Here is an 18,298-nt window from a genome sequence, read left to right as displayed (position 1 = left end):
TTCGAAAATAACTGTGCAAATTTGTTCGCTGACGCGAGCAAAAGAGAGGGTTAGGGTGAGGGGGTGCTTTTGAGGCACACATAAAAACGCCGATTACCATCACTGGCCATCGGCGTTTTCATACCTTGAAGGGGTTGTGTTGCTGCGTCAGATCAGAACGCCGGCAGTACCGCGCCGTTGTACTTCTTCTCGATGAACGCTTTGACTTCCGGGCTGGTCAGGGCCTTGGCCAGCTTCTGGATCGCGTCGCTGTTCTTGTTGTCCTCACGGGCCACCAGGAAGTTCACGTAAGGCGAATCGGCACCTTCGATCACCAGGGCGTCCTTGGTCGGGTTCAACTTGGCTTCCAGCGCGTAGTTGGTGTTGATCATGTCCAGGTCGACTTCTTTCAGAACACGCGGCAGCAGGGCTGACTCCAGCTCCTTGAACTTGAAGTTGTGCGGGTTCTTGGCGATGTCTTTCGGCGTGGCCAGGGCGTTTTTCGGATCTTTCAGTTCGATCAGGCCAGCCTTCTGCAGCAGGATCAGTGCACGACCGCTGTTGCTGCCTTCGTTCGGAATGGCGATGGTGGCGCCGTCCGGCAGTTCGGCCAGGGTCTTGTACTTGCTCGAGTAGCCACCGAACGGTTCAACGTGAACGCCTTGCACGGTCACCAGGTACTTGGCTTTGTCGTCCTTGTATTTACCCTGGTTGAAGCTGTTCAGGTACGGCAGGGTCTGGAAGTAGTTGGCATCCAGACGCTTCTCGCCAACCTGCACGTTCGGCTGAACGTAGTCGGTGAAGACTTTGATTTCCAGATCCACGCCTTCTTTGGCGAGTGTCGGCTTGATCAGCTCGAGGATCTCGGCGTGCGGAACCGGGGTCGCCGCGACAACCAGTTTCTCGCCGGCCTGCGCCAGGGAAGCCGTCAGAGCAGCCGCCAATGCGGTAAACAACAGAACCTTTTTCATGCAGTGTCCTTATCGAAAATCGGTCGTCATCGACGACGGCATTAATACGTGTGCCAGCGATGTGCTACTGCTGGCGTGAGTCGGACAATACCGGGATTTTTTATTCCCGGACAATAACGTTTATTCAGCTTCATATTCCATTTTGTTCATATTGAACAAAACGGTTACAACGCCTCACTCAGGCTCAACAGTAATTCTTTCAATGCCTTACGTTCCTCGGCAGTCCCTTTGGCACTGATGCTCGCCACCTGACGTTCGATCTGAACCAGCGTCCCAGACACCTCGGGCAGGTTCAGGTGCTCCGGTAGAATTTCATCGCCGGTGCTCACCAGCAGTGCAAAGTGAATGACGTTTTCCAGCTCCCGGGTGTTGCCCGGCCAACTGTGTTGCTCCAGCACCTCTTGCGCCGCTTCGCTGATCAGCGGCACCGGCAGATCCAGGCGCTGGCTGTAGATGCCGAGGAAGTACTCGGCCAACGAAAGAATGTCACCGACCCGCGCGCGCAACGCCGGCAATTCCAGATGCCCCTCGCCAAGATAGTGATAGAGCCGCTCGTGGAATTTCCCCGCCGCCACCGCCTGGGCCAAATCGATGCTGGTCGCCGCCACCAGGCGCACATCCACCGGGCTCGGTTGATGGGCACCGACGCGGGTGACTTCGTGGTTTTCCAATGCGGAAAGCAACTTGATCTGGATCGGCAGCGGCAAGTCGCCGATCTCGTCCAGGTACAAGGTGCCGCCGTTGGCCGAACCGAACCAGCCAGCGCGACTGCTGGCCGAACCGCTGTAGCTGCCGGCGGCGTAGCCGAACAATTCGGCATCAGCGTAGGTCGGGCTGATCGCCCCGCAATTGACCGAGACAAACAATCCGCTGCGATCACTGGCGCGGTGGATATGCCGGGCGAGCAATTCCTTGCCGGTGCCGGTCTCGCCGCGAATCAACACCGAGGTCGAGCGCGGAGCGAGCTGGGCCATTTCTTCGCGCAACTGGCGCGAGCGTGGATCGACGAACACCAGCGCCTTGGCGCGAATGCTCAGGGGACTTTTTTCCGCATCGGGAAAGGTCAGCAACGGCTGACCGAAGGTTTCGAAACTCATGGCAGACTCCCGCCCCAAATCGCCGGGAGACGGGGGCGTTGAAAAAATAAAAGTGGTCAGGCACGACGCCGGGCGTGGTGTTCCATGCGGTTTTGCAGGCGATACAGATAAGCGAATCCCTGCTCCCAGCGTTGATGCCCGGACTTCACATTGATATGGCCGGCGCCTGCGAGAATCCCCGCCTCGGCACCCCAGTTGCGCGCCAGTTCCAGCGCACGCGGCGCACTGACGGCGGCATCGTTGTCGGAGCTGACGACCTGGCTCGGGAAGGGCAGCAGATCGGTCGGAATCGGCGCAAAGTTGCGCAGTGCCGGCACGCATGCCGGGCGCTCGACATCTGCCGGCGCAACCAGCAGCGCCCCGCGCACCTGACGCAAATGATGCAGCGGCGCGGTGGCCGCCCAATGCGCCACGGTGATGCAGCCCAGGCTGTGGGCGATCAGGATCACCGGTGTGCTGTCGGCGGCAATCGCCTCGGCCAGCGCCGCGACCCAGTCTTCACGACGCGGCGTCAGCCAGTCGGCCTGCTCCACTCGCGCGCTGTTCGGCAGACTGTTCTGCCAATGGCTTTGCCAATGATCTTCTGGCGATCCTTGCCAGCCCGGCACAATCAGATAGCGGATTGATTCGTTGCGCATGGGGGAGCTCTCCTGCGTCGTGTCTGTTCCTGAAGGAGTATAGGGACGGGATTTATATTCGTTAAGGAATAAGAAGCTATTTATTAAGACCTGAAAAGAATATTAAGCAGCAGACAAAAAAAGGGCCGCACCCTGCCAAGGAGACGGCCCCGGAAAAACGTGAAACCCTTATCGTGCGGTGATCACCGACAGTTTGGTGATGCCCGCCCGCTCAATCGAAGCCATGGCTCGCGCCACTTCGCCGTAATTCACCCCGTCGTCTGCCTGCAATTGCACGCGCACTTCCGGGTCCTTGGCCTTGGCCGACTTGAGGTTGAACTCCAGCAGATCCGGCTGGATTTCGTCCTTGTTGATAAACAGTTTTCCCGCACCGTCGATGCTCACCACCAACGGGTCTTTCTGCTCGACCGGCGCCACCGCTTCGGTCTTCGGCAGGTTGATCGGTATCGCGTTGGTCAGCAGCGGCGCGGTGACGATGAACACCACCAGCAGCACCAGCATCACGTCCACCAGCGGCGTCACGTTGATCTCGCTCAGCACCTCGTCGCTGTCTTGCGTGGAGAAGGCCATATCAGGACGCCTCCTTCACTTTTGTTGCGTTGCCCTGAGCCGCAGCCTTGTGCGCGGTCGGGTGGATCAGCACGCGGAACGAGCTCTTTTGCGCCAGGCTGTAGAAGTCGTGGGCAAAGTCGTCCAGGTCCGCCGCCGTCAGTTTCAGACGACGCAAAAAGTAGTTGTAAACCAGCACCGCCGGCACCGCGACCGCGATCCCCACCCCGGTGGCGACCAGCGCTGCACCGATGGGACCGGCCACCGTTTCCAGGCTCGCCGAGCCTGCCGCGCTGATGCCTTTCAACGCCTCCATGATTCCCCACACCGTGCCGAACAGACCAATGAACGGCGAGGTGCTGCCAATACTCGCGACCACCGCCAGACCGGTTTCCAGCGAACGGCGTTCGCGGACGATCTGCTGACGCAAGGCACGTTCGAGGCGGTCCTGATGGTTGATTGCCTGGCTCAGGTCATTGGCCTGAGGTGCCTCGCCCACTTGAATCGCCGCATAACCGGCCTGTGCCACCCGCGCTGCTGCGCCGGGCTGGGTTTCGCTCAACTCGGCGGCGGAGTCCAGACTCGACGCCGCCCAGAAGCGCTTGTGAAATTTGCGATCCTGCGCCTTCAACCGACCGAACTGCACAGCTTTGAGCAATGCCAGGCCCCAGGTGGCGACAGAGAAGACCACCAGCAGCCAGATCACCGCGCTTTCGATGGATTCCAGTGGAGATGCCAGTAACGTCATGATGTGTTCCCTCGTGTAAACGTTTAGCGCGAAATTGGTTTCGGTTTAATGAATCTTGAAATCGATGGGCACGCTGACCCAGCCGTCCTGGGCGACATCACCCTGCTTGGCCGGCACGAAGCTCCAGCGCTTCACGGCGTCCAGCGCCGCGTCGTCGAGCTGTTGCCGGCCACTGCTTTTCTGAATCTGGATCTCGCCCGGTTTGCCGCTGGCCAGTACGTGCACCCGCAGCAACACCGTGCCTTCCCAACCGCGACGCTGGGCCAGCGACGGATATTCCGGCGCCGGGTTCTTCAGGTACGCGGCATTGGCCGAGGCCGGTGTCACCGGAGCAGGCGCTGGTGGTGCAGGTGGCGCTGGTGGCGCTGGTGCAGCGACCGGGGCCGTCGGTTGTGGCGGAGCCGGTGGTTGCTCGACGGCTTTGGGGGCCGGTTTCGGTACGGGTTTGGCGACCGGTTTCGGTTTGGGAATCGGCTTCGGTTTCGGTGGCGGCTTGGTTGCCAGTTCGTCTTCCACCGGCGGCGGTGGCTCGACCACAGGTGCCGGTGGCGGCGGTACAACCACTGGTGGAGCCGGTGGTGCCGGGCGCGAAAACTCGATGGTCATCGGTGGAATTTCCGGCGGCACGATCGGCAGCGCCGGCGTCGGGTGCTGATTGATCCAGTAGATCACCGCGCCATGCACCACCAGCGCCAGAACGCCGAGCAGAATCGTTTCGCGGCGGCTCAGAATGCCCTTGGGCGCACGCTGCAAACGCAGCTGCCCCAACGGTACGCGATGAGGCCGGCCGAGATCGACCAACTCGCCGCTCGGCGCCTGGCGCCACAGCACCTCCTGTGCACTGACGGCGGTCTGGACATTGCCCATTGATTTACTCCCTGCGGTCTCTTTGCGTTTTTTCGCGTAGCCGATTCGCCGCTTGTTGAATCCCCCACGGCGTGATCGATGGGTCAATCATTGGGCTAGAGGCTTATCTCCGAAAGTAATCTTTCATGTTATGAATAGACGTTTATGGAATATAAGAAACGGTCACTTCCGCCAAAGCCACGGCCCGCAAGGCCTCCAGCGATTCGTCAGAATCGACATGCTTTCCCGGCATAAAAAGTATTCATCCAAGGCATCGGGTTATCGACACTCCGGCATTCAGTGACAACTAATACCAAGGTGATAGTTGACGAACTTTTTCAAGAGACAAATAAAAAGGCCGATGCATGTTTAATGCATCGGCCTTCGACTTACAAAATTTCTTATTGCTTCACAAACTCCCCTGCCAGACCGACTACATCACCGTCAAAGTTTGTACGAGAACCCACCGCACGAACTTTCGAGTAGTTGTGATCCGGCGAGAACAGGGTCCATGACTGATAGCCAGTGCCTTCATTCAGAGCCGCGAAAGTAATGATCGTAGGCTGCCCGGTGCTGTTCTGGAAGTGGTAGTGACCGTACGCGATGTCGTAGTTCACGCCGTTCTGGCTGAATTTGCCGCTGAAGGTGCCGTTGGAGTCGTTGCCATCGGTAATCGTCAGTTTGGCGCCAGCGTTAGCGTTTACATAGTTGCCATTAATGCTCGACATAACGAGATTTCCTTTATCGTTGGATAAGTGTCTTCCGATGAGAGCAAGTTTCCTCCTGGAAACTCACGAGACTCAGGATGGTTCGCCATTCACTTATTGTCCACGCGACTTTTCAACGATGTTGCTATATGCACTGCTCATGTCGTTCATAACTTATTTCGAAACCGAAGCGCCTTAATCACCTTTCAACTAACGGCTGGCGTTTATCCGCTGCCCACCGATTGCCGGCGCAATCACTGCTGTCTCCGAACGCGGCGTTCCGGCCGGCACCCAGTCATAACTCACAGGCAGTGCTCGATACACCCAGTTGCTGATCGCATCGCTGCCTGGCGCCTTGCCCAGATACGGGCTGACGTATTCCCAGACGTTTTCGCCATTGGCCGTCACCTGGAAAAACCGCCCGTTCATGCCCTCGTCGATCAGCGTGTTGCCGTTGGGCAAGCGTCGCGCACTGCTGATGAACGAGCTGTAGAACGCCCACCCCGGCTGCTTCGAATTGGCGGCGCTGTACTGCCAGACGATTTCGTTTTTCACCGGGTCGATTTCCAGCACCCGGGAGCCGGAAATCAGCCCCAGCGTGACGTTCGGATAACCCGCCGAACCCTGGTTGTCGAACACCAGCAGATTGCCCGCGCCGGGCAGTCCAGCCGGGATGATGTGCGCGTCATGCTGGCCGACGAACTGGTCCACCGGACGTGGAATCTGCTGCGCGGTTTTCGGGTTGGCCAGCGGCAGGTTCGGCCCCAGGCGCCAGACCACTTTGCCGCTGTGCTTGTCGATGATCGCAATGAAGTTGGCGTTGCGAGAATCGAGCAGCAGGTTGTCCGGTTTGAAGCGCTTGTCGCCGGCGTCGAACCACTTGTTCGGCCCGACCAGGCTGAGGTTGTTGATGTGCAGGTAATCCGGATTTTCACTGGCACGCACCAGCCTCAATTGTTCGGCACTGAAACCGAATTCGTTCAAGTGATCCGACGCCAGCCACTGCCATTTCACCTCGCCTGCGGGGCTGACTTCATAGATCGCATCGTCGATCACCTCGGGCACTTTGAAGCCTTTGACCTTGTGCACCTTGTTCGCCAGCACCACGGTGTTGCCGTTGCTCAGGCGACGCTGATCGTGATGCTGTTGCGCAGCGCCACCGGGCGCCTTGTCGCCCCACTGCCAGACGACTTTGCCGTCCCAGTCCAGCTCGCCGACGCTCTGATTGCCGAGGCCGTTGCCGGCGGAACCGAGCTTGCCCGGATCCTTGTCGCTCAGTTGCAGCAGGACATGACCGCGCTCGCCACCGACCAGTTTCGGATCGATGATCGCCGACGGGAAACCGGCCTGAGCCCAGTTCTTCACTTCGTTGCCGTTCATGTCGATCAGGTGCGTCTGCTTGTCGGCACCGCTGAAAATCACATATTGGTTGAAGGCCTTGGCCGGGTCGTATCGAGTGACTCCGGTGGGATAAACGCTGGGTGCAGCGAATGCCCCGGTACTAAGCACTGCGCCGGACAACAACACCGGTAAAGCGGTTTTGATGCGCAACATGATGCAGCTCCTTGAGGGATCGATCAGAAGTCGTAGCGACCGGTGACGCCGAGGGTGCGCGGCGTGCCGAGCAGGCCTTCATAACCGCCGTTGCCGCCGGTCCACAGGGTCGTGTAATAGGTTTTGTCGAAGGCGTTTTTCAGCCACAGCGATACGTCCCACTGGCCCTGATTGAAATCGCCGCGCAGGCCGGTCGAGAGATTGACCACCGCGTAACTCGGGATCTGGCCGTAGTCGGAATCCTCGACCGTGCCCACCGCTTTGGAGCGAAATGCGTAGCTGCCGGTGACGTAAGGTTGCAGCCCGTTGGCCAGATTCCATTCGTATTTGCCGTTGGCGTTGCCGATCCATTTCGAGGCGCCGACCACCTGATGGCCGCTGAGATCGCAAGAGGCCGGAGCACCCGGCGCCTGACTGACTTCCGGCGGGCACGGCGCGTCCTTGTAGGAGAGATAGCTGACGTCGTTGTACGAGCCGTTGAAGTTCAGGGTCAGGCCACGCAGCGGGATCACGGTGCTTTCGAATTCCACCCCGCGCGAGCGAACCGAGCCGGCGTTGGTCAGGTATTGCACGCGGTTGACGTCGTCGTAGGCGTTGGTCTGGTAAGCGTTGACCTGAGTCCAGAACACGTTGGCGTTGAGCTGCAAGCGGCGGTCCCACAGGGTGCTCTTGAAGCCGAGTTCAGCGTTGTTGGCGCGCTCGGTGCCGATCAGCAGCGAGTCGGCACCGGCGGTCGGGGCCGAGCCGACCACGAGGTTGACCCCGCCGGATTTCTCGCCGTGGGACAGCGTGGCGTAGCCAAGCAAATCATCGGTGATGCGATAGCTGAGGTTGAGCAATCCGGATGGGCTGGAGCTGTACTGGTTCAGATCGCCGGAATCGTAGGCACCGGTCCGACCGCGTCGTGCGGTAGCCGCTGCGCCGGTGACAGCGGCGCCACCGACCGGTGCATCGCGAGTGACCCAGGCATTCTTTTCTTCATAGGTGCCGCGCACCCCGGCGGTGAAATCCAGGCGCTCGGTGAGGTGCCAGGTGCCTTGGGCGAACAGGGCGAAACTGTCGGTCTTGATGTGACCGTTGCCGACGCTGCCGACGTTGGCCAACGCGCCCCGTGGCGTGCCGTTCCAGATGTCGGCCTGCGGGCCGTAATAGGCGAAGGATTTGTTGTCCAGATCCGAACCGAAGTAGTACGCGCCTACCACGTAATCAAAAAACTCACCCTTGGGCGAGGCGAGGCGAAATTCCTGCGAGTACTGTTTGTCCTCGACGGAAACGCCGGCGTTGTAGGTCGCCGCGACATTGAGGCCATCATCGTTGGCCGGGGTGAAATTCCAGAAGCGATAGGAGCTGATCGACGTCAGGGTGAAGTCGCTCGGCAGCGTCCAGTTGGCTTCCACCGATGTACCGCCCTGATGCACCGTGACGTGCTGGTCGTTGTCCAGATTGACCTTGCGGTGCGAGCCGTTGACCAGCGTCGCGCCGGCAGCATTGGCCCGCGACTGATAGAGGTTGACGCCGTTGATGGTCGGCCCGGTGTTGTACAGCACGCGGGTGCCCGCGCTGGAATCCTCTTCGTTGTAGTCACCGATCCAGCGCAGATTGAAATTCTCGTTGGGCTTGAACAAGAGCTGCGCACGGAAGCCGTCGCGGGAACCGCCGTTCAGGTCATGGCCGTTGAATTCGTTTTTGATGTCACCGTCGCTGCGGGTGCGATAGGCAGAAAAGCGCCCAGCCAGCTCATCGTTGAGCGGCCCGGAAATCGTGCCCTTGGTCTGGAAATATCCGTCCTCGCCGACCGAGGTTTCGATGCTGCGCTCCGGGGTGAAGCTCGGCGCGCGGGTATTGATGTTGATCACCCCGGCGGTGGTGTTCTTGCCGAACAACGTCCCCTGCGGTCCGCGAAGGACTTCGAGCTGCTCGATGTCCATCAGGTCGAACACCGCCATCCCCGGGCGGCCCAGATAAACGTTGTCGATGTACAGGCCGACGCTGCCTTCCAGACCGTCGCTGGCCGGGTTATTGCCCAGGCCCCGAATCGACACGCTGGACTGGCGCGCATGCATATAGGCGACGTTGACGCTGGGCACCAGTTGCTGCAAATCCTGGATTCGATAGACCCGTTGCGTCTCCAGGGTCTGGCCGCTGACCACGCTCATCGGCGTCGGCACATCCTGAGAACTTTCTTCGCGACGGCGGGTGGTGACGGTCACGGTTTCCAGTTGCGAAGTGGCGGTCGCAGTCTTGCCTGCCGGTGCCGGCACAGGGGTTTCCGTTTCCGTAGCGTAGCCGTTGGTCCAGCTGGCACTCCCCGCCAGCAACAGGGCCAGGGGCAGACGTTTGAGCCGTCGTGGCGGCGGCGGTGAAGCGAGGTTCAACGGACTCATGGGGCTGCTCCTGGTCAAAAAACACGCTGACATCTTCTGTGCCGCATATTCTTTTAAGTTATTTATTTATGTTTTTACAAAGATTTACTGCATAAGAGATTGCCTTTATAAGGAGTCGACCTAATGCATATCCAATGCATTTCCCGGATATTTTTTATGTGAAAAATGCATATCGACTTGCGCCAGCTCCGCCACTTCATCGCCCTCGCCGAACAACGCAGCTTTGTCGCGGGCGCGCAGGCGGTGAACCTGTCGCAGTCGGCATTCAGCCGCAGCATTCAGGCGCTGGAGCACAGCGTCGGTTGCCAATTGGTGGATCGCGGGCGCAAGGAATTGCCGCCGACCAAACAGGGCCAGGTGCTGCTTGAACACGCGCGTCGGCTGGTCAGCGGTGCGCAGCAAATGGCCAACGAGATCAGCCAGTTCAACGGGCTTGAGGCAGGGGAATTACGCTTCGGTTGCGGCCCGGCACCGGCGGCAGGGTTGATACCGCGAGCGATCGGCAGCTTCATCGGCCGATACCCGAAAGCGCGGGTGCATTACCAGGTCGATGACTGGCAGAGCCTGAGCAAACGGCTGCTGAGTGAAGAGTTCGAATTCTTCGTCGCCGACACCCGACATTTCGAAGCGGATCCGGATTACTTGACCCACCGATTGCGGCCGCGCAAATGGCATTTCTGCTGCCGTGCCGGGCATCCGCTGGCCGCTGTTGATCGGGTCACCGCCGAGCAATTGATGAGCTATCCGATGGCCGTCAGCATTCGCCCGCCGAACCTGCGCAAAGTCATCGTCGACCTCAGTGGCCGCCCGGATTTCATACCCAATGTCGAGTGTGAGAACAGCGCCAGCCTGCTGGGCGTGGTGTTGCGCTCTGATGCGATCGGCATCGTCGGCGCCTATTCGGATGCGCTGCACCAGGCCCGGGGTGAACTGGTGTGTTTGAAGATCGAAGGGTTGGCGGATGATCTCGAGGAGCTCTACACCCGTTACGGAATTGTCAGCCGCGCCGGGTATCGGCTGTCGCCGTTGGCCGAGGCAATGATCGAGCAGATCAAGGCGATCGATGCGGTGGAAGAAGAGGTGTGTTCACTGGCGAACCTCGCCGTCTGAGCCCATGCGTTTCATGCATGGCAAGCATTCCCCGAATGCACTTGCCGAACACCCTCGCCGAAAGCGAAAAACCTCGCCTGTCTTTCTGACTGGTGAACCCCATGTCCAACCCGCAAAACCCTGTGCGCAACGTGCTGTACATCATGTGCGATCAGCTGCGCCGCGATTACCTGTCCTGCTACGGACACCCGCACTTGCACACTCCGAACATCGATCGCCTGGCCGCTGCCGGCGTGCGCTTCAGCCGCGCCTACACCCAAGGCACGATCTGCGGGCCGTCACGGATGTCGGCCTACACCGGGCGTTACGTCAGCAGCCATCAAGTGGCGTGGAACGCTGTGCCGCTGCCGCTGGAAGAACTGACCATCGGCGATTACCTGCGGCCCCACGGCATTCGTACTGCGCTGGTCGGCAAGACCCACGCCACGGCCAACGTGGATGCCTTGCAGCGGTTGTCGATCAACCCTGACAGCGCCCAGGCCGAAGTACTCAACGAAGTCGGTTTTGAGCCGTACTTTCGCCACGACGGCATCTTCCCCGACGACCCGCTGTTCGACGACAAACGCGAATCCGCGCCGTACACCCATTACCTGCGCGAACAGGGTTTCGAAGGCCGTAACCCCTGGCACGACTGGGCCAATGCGGCCGAAGGCGACAACGGAGAAATCCTCAGCGGCTGGAAAATGCGCAACGCCCATCTGCCGGCGCGAATTCCCGAGCAACATTCAGAGACTGTCTACACTACAAATCGAGCCATCGACTTCATCGGTGAGCAAGGTGAAAAACCATGGTTTTTACACCTGTCCTATATCAAACCCCACTGGCCCTACATCGTACCGTCGCCGTACCACACTTTGTACAGTACGAAATCGATTCTCGAACCGGTACGTAATGCCTCTCCAAGCGACCACCCCGTCTATCAGGCCTTTCGCCAGCATGAGGAAAGCCTGAGTTTCTCCAAAGATCCGGTACGACAGAACGTGATCCCGACGTACATGGGCCTGGTCAAACAGGTTGATGATCAGTTGGGGCGGCTGTTCGATTTCCTGCAAAGCAACGGACGTTGGGAGGACACGCTGATCGTATTCACCAGCGATCACGGCGACTTCCTGGGTGATCATTGGCTGGGCGAGAAAGAGTTTCTGCTGGAGCAAGCGGTGGGCGTTCCATTGATCGTGCGCGACCCGCGCGCAGCGGCGGATGTCACACGGGGCACGGTGGACGAACGCCTGGCGGAAACCATCGACGGCGTGCCTACATTTCTCGAAGCGCTGGGCGTGACAGGTGCCGAGCATCGACTGGAAGGTCGCTCGCTGATTCCTCTGCTGCATGGCGACAATCCCGAATGGCGCCGCTATGCGATCAGCGAATACGACTACGCCTTCCAGGCCCCGGCACGGGAGCGACTGGGCCAGCCGATCGACCGTTGCCGCATGACCATGGTGCGAAGCGAACGCTGGAAATACCTGGCGTACGACGGCTTCCGTCCGCAGCTTTTCGATCTTTTGAATGATCCGCATGAGCTGCAGGATCTGGGCGCGGACCCGGCGTATGCGGCGGTGCGCGAGGAGCATGCGGGGTATTTGTTCGAGTGGGTACGCGGGTTGAAGCGGCGCACGACCATCAGTCATCAGGAGATTGATTTGCGGGGGCAACGGTTTCGTTATGGGGAGCCGGAGACCGAGAAGATGGTTCAGATTGGGGTTTGGTAGAGATCAAGCGGAGGCAAGAGCAAGAGCGCCCTCTCCCTAGCCCTCTCCCGGAGGGAGAGGGAACTGAGCACGGGATGCTTGAGGGCTACATCACCTGATCTCGCTTTACCGAATCCACAATCGACACAGCTTTTACAGGTCGATGTATGACGTAACACACCTCGGTCAGCTCCCTCTCCCCTTGGGAGAGGGCTGGGGTGAGGGGCTTTTGATCTTCTGATCTTAATCGCGCCCTTTGATGGTCTGACTACGCTGCCCCGAAGCCCCAACCGGCACTTCCCCCTTGAGCGTCACCCGACGCACCACCCGGTCCTGAGTGCCGTAATCATCAATCGCGTAATGTTGAGTCGAACGGTTATCCCAGATCGCCACATCACCGGCCTTCCAACGCCAGCGCACGGTGTTTTCCTGACGAATCACATGGCTCTGCAACAAGCCGAACAGGTGCGCCGAATCAGCCTGGGAGTAACCCTTGATGCGCTTGACGAAATGCCCCAGCAGCAAGCTCTTTTCACCACTGATCGGGTGCACGCGCACTACCGGATGTTCGGTTTCGTAGACGGTCGAGGTGAAGATCTTGCGATAGCGCTCAAGCTTCTCCGCCGACACGTCCGGCTTCGCCCCGGCGTAGTCGTATTCGTTGCTGTGCACGGCCACCAGCTTGTCCGCCAGCTCACGCAGCTCGGTCGGCAGTTCGTTGTACGCCGTCGCAGTGTTGGCCCACAGGGTGTCGCCACCGAATGCCGGGGCCACCACCGAGCGCAGGATCGAGGCTTTCGGGTAGGCATCGACGAAGGTCACATCGGTGTGCCAAGAGTTGGCGCGCTGCCCTTCGGCGCCGTCCAGTTCCAGCAGGTAACGGGTGCCCTCGCGCGATGGCACGGTCGGATGCGCCACCGGCTCGCCGAGCAGATGGGCGAAGGCTTCCTGGCGCTGATCGTCGAGCTGGGTCTGCTCGCGGAAGAACACGACCTTGTACTGGACCAGCGCCTGTTGAATGGCTTCAACCGTCGCGGCATCCAGCTCACCGGACAGGTGCACGCCACGGATTTCGGCGCCGATACGGCCGGCCACCGGATGAATCTCCAGCGCGTGGACAGCGGGTTTTACAGCGAGTGCGGCATTGCTCATGGGTAGACCCTCATCGACTGCTTGCGGTTGGACGGCAGCGAAACAATGCTCTATCTATATTCCATTTACATCTAATAGATATTCACATGCTTCGTTGACGGAATAAGAGCTTGCATTTAAAACCTCAAGCAGCCCTCGTCGCAAATGCCTTCGAGCTATTTTTAGGATGCCGGAAAAGCATATGGATCTTCGCCAGTTGCGCTACTTCATCGCCCTCAACGAACACCGCAGTTTTGTCCGCGCGGCCGACGCCATGGGCATCACTCAACCGGCGTTCAGCCGCAGCATTCAAGGGCTGGAGCAGGAGTTCGGCTGCGTGCTGGTGGATCGCGGCAACAAGGATCTGCGCCCGACGCCCGAAGGCCAGGTGGTGCTGCAACACGCCCTGACGCTGGTGCAGGGCGCAGCATTGCTCAGCGCCGAAGTGACGCAGATGACCAAACTCGACGCCGGCGAACTGCACTTCGGTTGCGGCCCGGCGCCGGCGGTGAAACTGGTGCCGGACGCGGTGGCGCAATTCATCAATGCGCACCCGAAAGTGCGCACCTGTTTTCAGGTGGATAACTGGGAAAAACTCAGCCGCGCCCTTAGCCGCGAAGAGATCGAATTCTTCATCGCCGACATCCGTCATTTCGAATCCGACCCAAACTTCCAGACCCAGCCGCTGACGCCCAAGCGCGGGGTGTTTTTCTGTCGGCCGGGGCATCCGCTGCTGGCCAAGGAAAGCCTGTCGACCAACGACATGTTCGACTATCCGCTGGCGACCACGTTGATCCCGCCAGGCATTCGCAAACTGCTGGCGAATCTCAGCGGCCGGATCGATTTTTCCCCGACCATCGAAACCGAGCATTTTCCGGCGCTGGTGAAAGTGGTGCTGCAGTCCAACGCGATCGGCGTCGGCACTGAAGAGGCGTTTGTCGAGGACGTTGCCCAGGGCTCGCTGGCGCTGCTGCACTGGCGCAACCTGCCGCAGAATCTGGAGAGCATGAATGCGCGGTGCGGGATTGTGAGCCGCACTGGATTCCGGCTTTCACCGGCGGCGCGGGCGATGATCGAGACGTTGGTGGCGGTGGATAAACAGGAAGTAAGCGTCGCGGTTTAAGGATCATTCCCACGCTTTGCGTGGGAATGAACACATCACTCAGAGCTTCGCGGCAGCCAACTCAGGCGCCACCCAATCGGTGACCTTGAACGGCTTTCTGATCAGCCTCTCCTTCGCCGCCAGGTCCACCGAATCCTGCAATTTGCCGAGGAACACCGGATCCAGTGTCGACGGGAATACTTCACTGAGTTTCTGATCCGCCAAATCCTTGGTGAGAATCACCGGTGGATAACTCGCCAGTCCCGACACCAGTTGCACGTAAGCGTCCTTGTTGCTGTCCTGGGTCAGCCAGTCCACGGCCTGTTGCTGAGCCTTGAGCAGTTTCGCCACCACGTCCGGATGTTCATCGACAAACTTGCCGGTGCCGACCAGCACCGACTGCACGCTACCCGCACCGCCCAGATCCTTGGTGCTCAACGGCAATTCGGCCAGCCCTTTGGCTTGCAGCGCGCTTAGCCCAGCGCTCCCCCAGGAAGCATCGATCTGTTTGGCCGCCAGTGCTGCGACGGCGGCATTGAAGTCGAGGTTGATGACTTTCAGGTCCTTTTCACTCAAGCCCTGACTGGCCAAAGCGGCATCAAACGACAACTGGGTCGCGGTGCCCTTGAACACCGCCACGCGTTTGCCCTTCAGATCCTGCAGGGTCTTGATCCCCGACCCCGGCAGGACACCCAGATAGTGTTTGACCCCGCGAGCACTGGCACTCAGCAGACGCGTGTCCAGTCCGTTGGACTTGCCGATGATCGCCGCCAGGTCTCCGAGGTAGGCGAGATCCACCTGGCCGTTGGCGAATGCCTCGTTGATCACCGGCCCGGCGCCCTTGAAGAAGCTCCACTGAACCTTGATGCCCTGATCGGCGAAAGCCTTTTCGAAGATCTGTTGATCACGCAAAACGTCCACCACGCCACCGCCACTGTGCTGGGTGCCAGCGCTCAGGTCGGGAACGGCGATCCTGATTTCCTTGAGTTCATCGGCGTGGGCGGTGAACGCCAGCAGACCCGCCAGCGCCGGCACGGCAAACAGACTGATGACACGTTTGAAGGGAAGGTTCATGGGTGCGGCTCCTGATCACGGCGGGCATTGAGGAGCCGAAAGTAGGCGTAATCCGCATCAGCACTTAAATACTTAAAAAGCACATTTTTATAGCTTTTCAAGCTAAGCCAGCAAAGTCGGGACATGCAGAGCGGTATGCATGGAGAGCATCAAAAATATTCTTCGAATGCATTGGATGCGTGCAGGGCTGGAGGCCTTAAATGGCGCTGCTTATCTCCAAAATGGTTATTTTTTAATTCACTTATGACAATTGGTTTTTAGCTAATTCCGCTGATTCGATCCAACCCGACAACGGAGGTCATCCATGGCCCGTGAATCCTTGCTCAGCCTGCCACTGGCCGCGCCGCCGTTGAAAAACCGGCGCACCTGGCCAAGCCTGAGCCACCGCGTTTTACCCTGGATATTGCCGCTCGGACTGTTCGCCCTGTGGTGGCTGGCTGCACGCAATCAATGGATGAGCGAACAGATCCTGCCGGCGCCGTCGCTGGTGTGGAGCAGCGCCGTCGAACTGTCACAGGGCGAGTTGTGGAGTCACTTGTGGATCAGCCTGCAACGGCTGTTCTGGGGCCTGCTCGCCGGGATCTCGGCCGGTGCCGTGCTCGGTGCAGCGCTGGGGTTCAGCCGTCGCCTCGAACGCCTCATCTTCCCGACCTTCGCCGGTTTGGCCCAAGTGCCGACGCTGGCATGGGTCCCGCTGTTCATGGTGTTTTTCGGCATCGGCGAGACGCTGAAACTGGTGGTGCTGGTCAAAGCCATTGTGGTGCCGGTGACCCTGCACACCCTGGTCGGTGTGCGTGACGCACAACCGAAATTGCGTGAAGCCGCCGCCGTGTTGCGCCTGCCGCCACGCCTATTGATCCGCCGACTGGTGTTGCCCGCCGCCCTCCCCGCATTCATGGCCGGCGTACGCCTGGCACTGGCCGCCGGCTGGACTTCGTTGCTCGCCGTGGAATTGCTGGCCTCCAGCGAAGGCATCGGTTACCTGATGGTCTGGGCGCGTCAGTTGTTCATGCTCGACATCGTGTTCGTGTGCATCGTGGTGATCGGCCTGATCGGCGTGGCGATGGATCGCGGCATCGGTCTGCTGGACAGGAAACTGGTGCACTGGCCGCATCCGGCTACGGCTGAAATCCGTCGAGGCCCACGCTATGAAGGCTGGCAGCGCGCGCAGCCGTGGCTGTTGCCGCTGGGGTTGTTTGCGCTGTGGCAACTGGCGGTCGATCAGCAATGGGTCGATGCCAACATTCTGGTAAGCCCGGTCACGGTGCTGGAGGCCACGAAGAACGGCCTGCTCGACAGCACGCTGATCAGCGGCATGGCCCTGAGCCTTGGCCGCACCCTCGGCGGCTTGCTGCTCGGCGGCGGGCTCGGCTTCGCACTAGGCCTGTTGCTGGGGCTGTCGCGCACCAGTGAACGCGTGCTCGGCCCGACTCTCGCCGCCCTGAGGCAGATCGCGATTTTCGCCTGGGTGCCGCTGCTTACCGCGTGGTTCGGTCTGGGCGAACTGGCCAAGTGGGTATTCGTCGCCCTCGCCGCGTTTTTCCCGCTGTTCATCGCTACCCAGCGCAGCGTCGCCAACCTTTCGCCACAACTCAACGAAGCCGCGCAAGTACTGCGTCTGAGCCTCGCTCAACGCCTGCGCCGGCTGGTATTGCCGGGCGCCGCGCCGGGGATTTTCGCCGGGCTTCGACTGAGCCTGATCTACGCCTGGCTCGGCACCATCGGCGCCGAATATTTCATGCCGTCCAACGGCGGCATCGGCAGCCAGATGATCGGCGCCCAACAACTGCTGCGCATGGACCTGATCATGTCCGGGATGCTGCTGGTCGGCCTGACCGGCGCCCTGCTCAACCTCATTGGCCAACGCCTGGAAATCCGCGCCACCCGCTGGAGACACGCATGAACGCACCGATTGTCAGCTTTACCCACGTAGGCAAATCCTTCGACGTCGACGGTTTCGAACTGGAGGCGATCCGCGAATTCAACCTGGACATTGCCGAGGGCGAATTCGTCGCCATCGTCGGCTCCAGCGGATGCGGCAAATCCACCCTACTGCGGTTACTGGTGGGTCTCGACACGCAGTTTCGCGGGCAGATCACTGTCGATGGCAAAGCCGTCAGCGGGATTGGCGGCGAGCGCGGCATTGTGTTTCAGGAACACCGTTTGTTCCCGTGGCTGACGGTGGCTGACAACATAGGCCTGGGCCTGGTCAACGAGCCGCTGGCAGCCGCTGAAAAGCAGCAGCGCATCAACGACTTCATCGAGCTGGTAGGCCTGCGCGACTTCACCCGCGCCTATCCGCATCAACTCTCCGGCGGCATGGCCCAGCGCGTGGCGATTGCTCGCGGGCTGGTGGCGAGCCCACGAATCCTGCTGCTCGACGAACCCTTCGGCGCCCTCGACGCGCTGACCCGCCAGCAGATGCAGGACGAACTGCTGGCAATTCGCGAGCGGGCAAAAATCACCACGATTCTGGTCACCCACGATGTCGAGGAAGCGATTTTCCTCGCCGACCGCGTGGTGGTGATGGAACCGCGCCCCGGCCGGATCAAACAGGTGGTGGACATTGCCCTGCCCCATCCGCGCCAGCGCAGCAGTTTCGACTTCCATCAGTTGCGCGAAGAACTGCTGCACGAACTGACCAGTGATGACCATTACCAACCGAGCGTGCCGGTACAGATCCGTGATCTGCCGTTGTCGTTCATTGCCTGCTGAAC

Annotated in this window: 16 protein-coding genes; 5 read left to right on the top strand and 11 right to left on the bottom strand. The window is 60.1% G+C overall.

The features are described 5' to 3' along the window. Nucleotides 1-152 precede the first annotated feature (152 nt). The 9 genes from JJN09_RS27830 to JJN09_RS27790 form a co-directional block, all read right to left on the bottom strand. Complete coding sequence (locus JJN09_RS27830; RefSeq protein WP_096821875.1) at nucleotides 153-950, bottom strand: MetQ/NlpA family ABC transporter substrate-binding protein; 798 nt, start codon at nucleotides 948-950, stop codon at nucleotides 153-155. 164 nt (nucleotides 951-1,114) lie between these two features. Further along, on the bottom strand, nucleotides 1,115-2,047 hold the full coding sequence (locus tag JJN09_RS27825; protein WP_249484630.1) for a sigma 54-interacting transcriptional regulator: 933 nt from the start codon (nucleotides 2,045-2,047) through the stop codon (nucleotides 1,115-1,117). Between the two features lie 56 nt (nucleotides 2,048-2,103). Beyond that, nucleotides 2,104-2,685 carry an alpha/beta hydrolase gene (locus tag JJN09_RS27820; protein WP_249484629.1) on the bottom strand — a complete coding sequence of 194 codons (582 nt, stop codon included), beginning with the start codon at nucleotides 2,683-2,685 and terminating at the stop codon, nucleotides 2,104-2,106. 168 nt (nucleotides 2,686-2,853) lie between these two features. Next, nucleotides 2,854-3,255, bottom strand: a complete 402-nt coding sequence (locus tag JJN09_RS27815) for a biopolymer transporter ExbD (protein ID WP_003220570.1) — start codon at nucleotides 3,253-3,255, stop codon at nucleotides 2,854-2,856. 1 nt (nucleotide 3,256) lies between these two features. Next, the gene (locus tag JJN09_RS27810) at nucleotides 3,257-3,982 is read right to left on the bottom strand and encodes a MotA/TolQ/ExbB proton channel family protein (RefSeq protein ID WP_011331927.1); all 726 of its coding nucleotides are present in this window, start codon (nucleotides 3,980-3,982) and stop codon (nucleotides 3,257-3,259) included. Nucleotides 3,983-4,027: 45 nt separating this feature from the next. Beyond that, a complete protein-coding gene (locus JJN09_RS27805; protein ID WP_249484628.1) occupies nucleotides 4,028-4,849 on the bottom strand; it encodes an energy transducer TonB in 822 nt (273 codons plus the stop codon). 380 nt (nucleotides 4,850-5,229) lie between these two features. Then, complete coding sequence (locus JJN09_RS27800) at nucleotides 5,230-5,556, bottom strand: hypothetical protein (RefSeq protein ID WP_008081769.1); 327 nt, start codon at nucleotides 5,554-5,556, stop codon at nucleotides 5,230-5,232. Between the two features lie 189 nt (nucleotides 5,557-5,745). Then, entirely contained in the window at nucleotides 5,746-7,089 is a 1,344-nt protein-coding gene (locus tag JJN09_RS27795; RefSeq protein ID WP_249484627.1) for an aryl-sulfate sulfotransferase, read from the bottom strand. A gap of 23 nt (nucleotides 7,090-7,112) precedes the next feature. Then, entirely contained in the window at nucleotides 7,113-9,473 is a 2,361-nt protein-coding gene (locus JJN09_RS27790) for a TonB-dependent receptor (RefSeq protein WP_249484626.1), read from the bottom strand. A gap of 165 nt (nucleotides 9,474-9,638) precedes the next feature. On the opposite strand from JJN09_RS27790, the gene JJN09_RS27785 reads away from it, so the two are divergent. Together JJN09_RS27785 and JJN09_RS27780 are read left to right on the top strand one after the other, a co-directional pair. Beyond that, the gene (locus tag JJN09_RS27785; RefSeq protein ID WP_249484625.1) at nucleotides 9,639-10,583 is read left to right on the top strand and encodes a LysR family transcriptional regulator; all 945 of its coding nucleotides are present in this window, start codon (nucleotides 9,639-9,641) and stop codon (nucleotides 10,581-10,583) included. Between the two features lie 101 nt (nucleotides 10,584-10,684). Beyond that, nucleotides 10,685-12,295 carry an alkaline phosphatase family protein gene (locus JJN09_RS27780; RefSeq protein ID WP_249484624.1) on the top strand — a complete coding sequence of 537 codons (1,611 nt, stop codon included), beginning with the start codon at nucleotides 10,685-10,687 and terminating at the stop codon, nucleotides 12,293-12,295. A gap of 222 nt (nucleotides 12,296-12,517) precedes the next feature. Here JJN09_RS27780 and JJN09_RS27775 read toward each other — a convergent pair whose 3' ends face one another. Beyond that, nucleotides 12,518-13,426, bottom strand: a complete 909-nt coding sequence (locus tag JJN09_RS27775) for a TauD/TfdA family dioxygenase (protein ID WP_249484623.1) — start codon at nucleotides 13,424-13,426, stop codon at nucleotides 12,518-12,520. Between the two features lie 181 nt (nucleotides 13,427-13,607). Between JJN09_RS27775 and JJN09_RS27770 the strand changes: the two genes are divergently transcribed. Then, nucleotides 13,608-14,528 (top strand): LysR family transcriptional regulator, encoded by a 921-nt coding sequence (locus JJN09_RS27770; RefSeq protein WP_249484622.1) that lies wholly within the window; start codon nucleotides 13,608-13,610, stop codon nucleotides 14,526-14,528. Between the two features lie 39 nt (nucleotides 14,529-14,567). Here the strand turns inward: JJN09_RS27770 and JJN09_RS27765 are convergent, their stop codons facing one another. Further along, complete coding sequence (locus JJN09_RS27765; protein WP_249484621.1) at nucleotides 14,568-15,581, bottom strand: ABC transporter substrate-binding protein; 1,014 nt, start codon at nucleotides 15,579-15,581, stop codon at nucleotides 14,568-14,570. 304 nt (nucleotides 15,582-15,885) lie between these two features. On the opposite strand from JJN09_RS27765, the gene JJN09_RS27760 reads away from it, so the two are divergent. Both JJN09_RS27760 and JJN09_RS27755 read left to right on the top strand, forming a co-directional pair. Continuing rightward, the gene (locus JJN09_RS27760; protein WP_249484620.1) at nucleotides 15,886-17,484 is read left to right on the top strand and encodes an ABC transporter permease; all 1,599 of its coding nucleotides are present in this window, start codon (nucleotides 15,886-15,888) and stop codon (nucleotides 17,482-17,484) included. Continuing rightward, the gene (locus JJN09_RS27755; RefSeq protein WP_249484619.1) at nucleotides 17,481-18,296 is read left to right on the top strand and encodes an ABC transporter ATP-binding protein; all 816 of its coding nucleotides are present in this window, start codon (nucleotides 17,481-17,483) and stop codon (nucleotides 18,294-18,296) included. The genes JJN09_RS27760 and JJN09_RS27755 overlap by 4 nt, the downstream gene beginning before the upstream one ends. The last annotated feature ends 2 nt before the right edge of the window (nucleotides 18,297-18,298 follow it).

Source organism: Pseudomonas sp. HS6 (assembly GCF_023375815.1).
Classification (GTDB): domain Bacteria; phylum Pseudomonadota; class Gammaproteobacteria; order Pseudomonadales; family Pseudomonadaceae; genus Aquipseudomonas.
The sequence above is the reverse complement of the archived record's forward strand: the minus strand, read 5'-3'. Positions and strand labels throughout refer to the sequence as shown.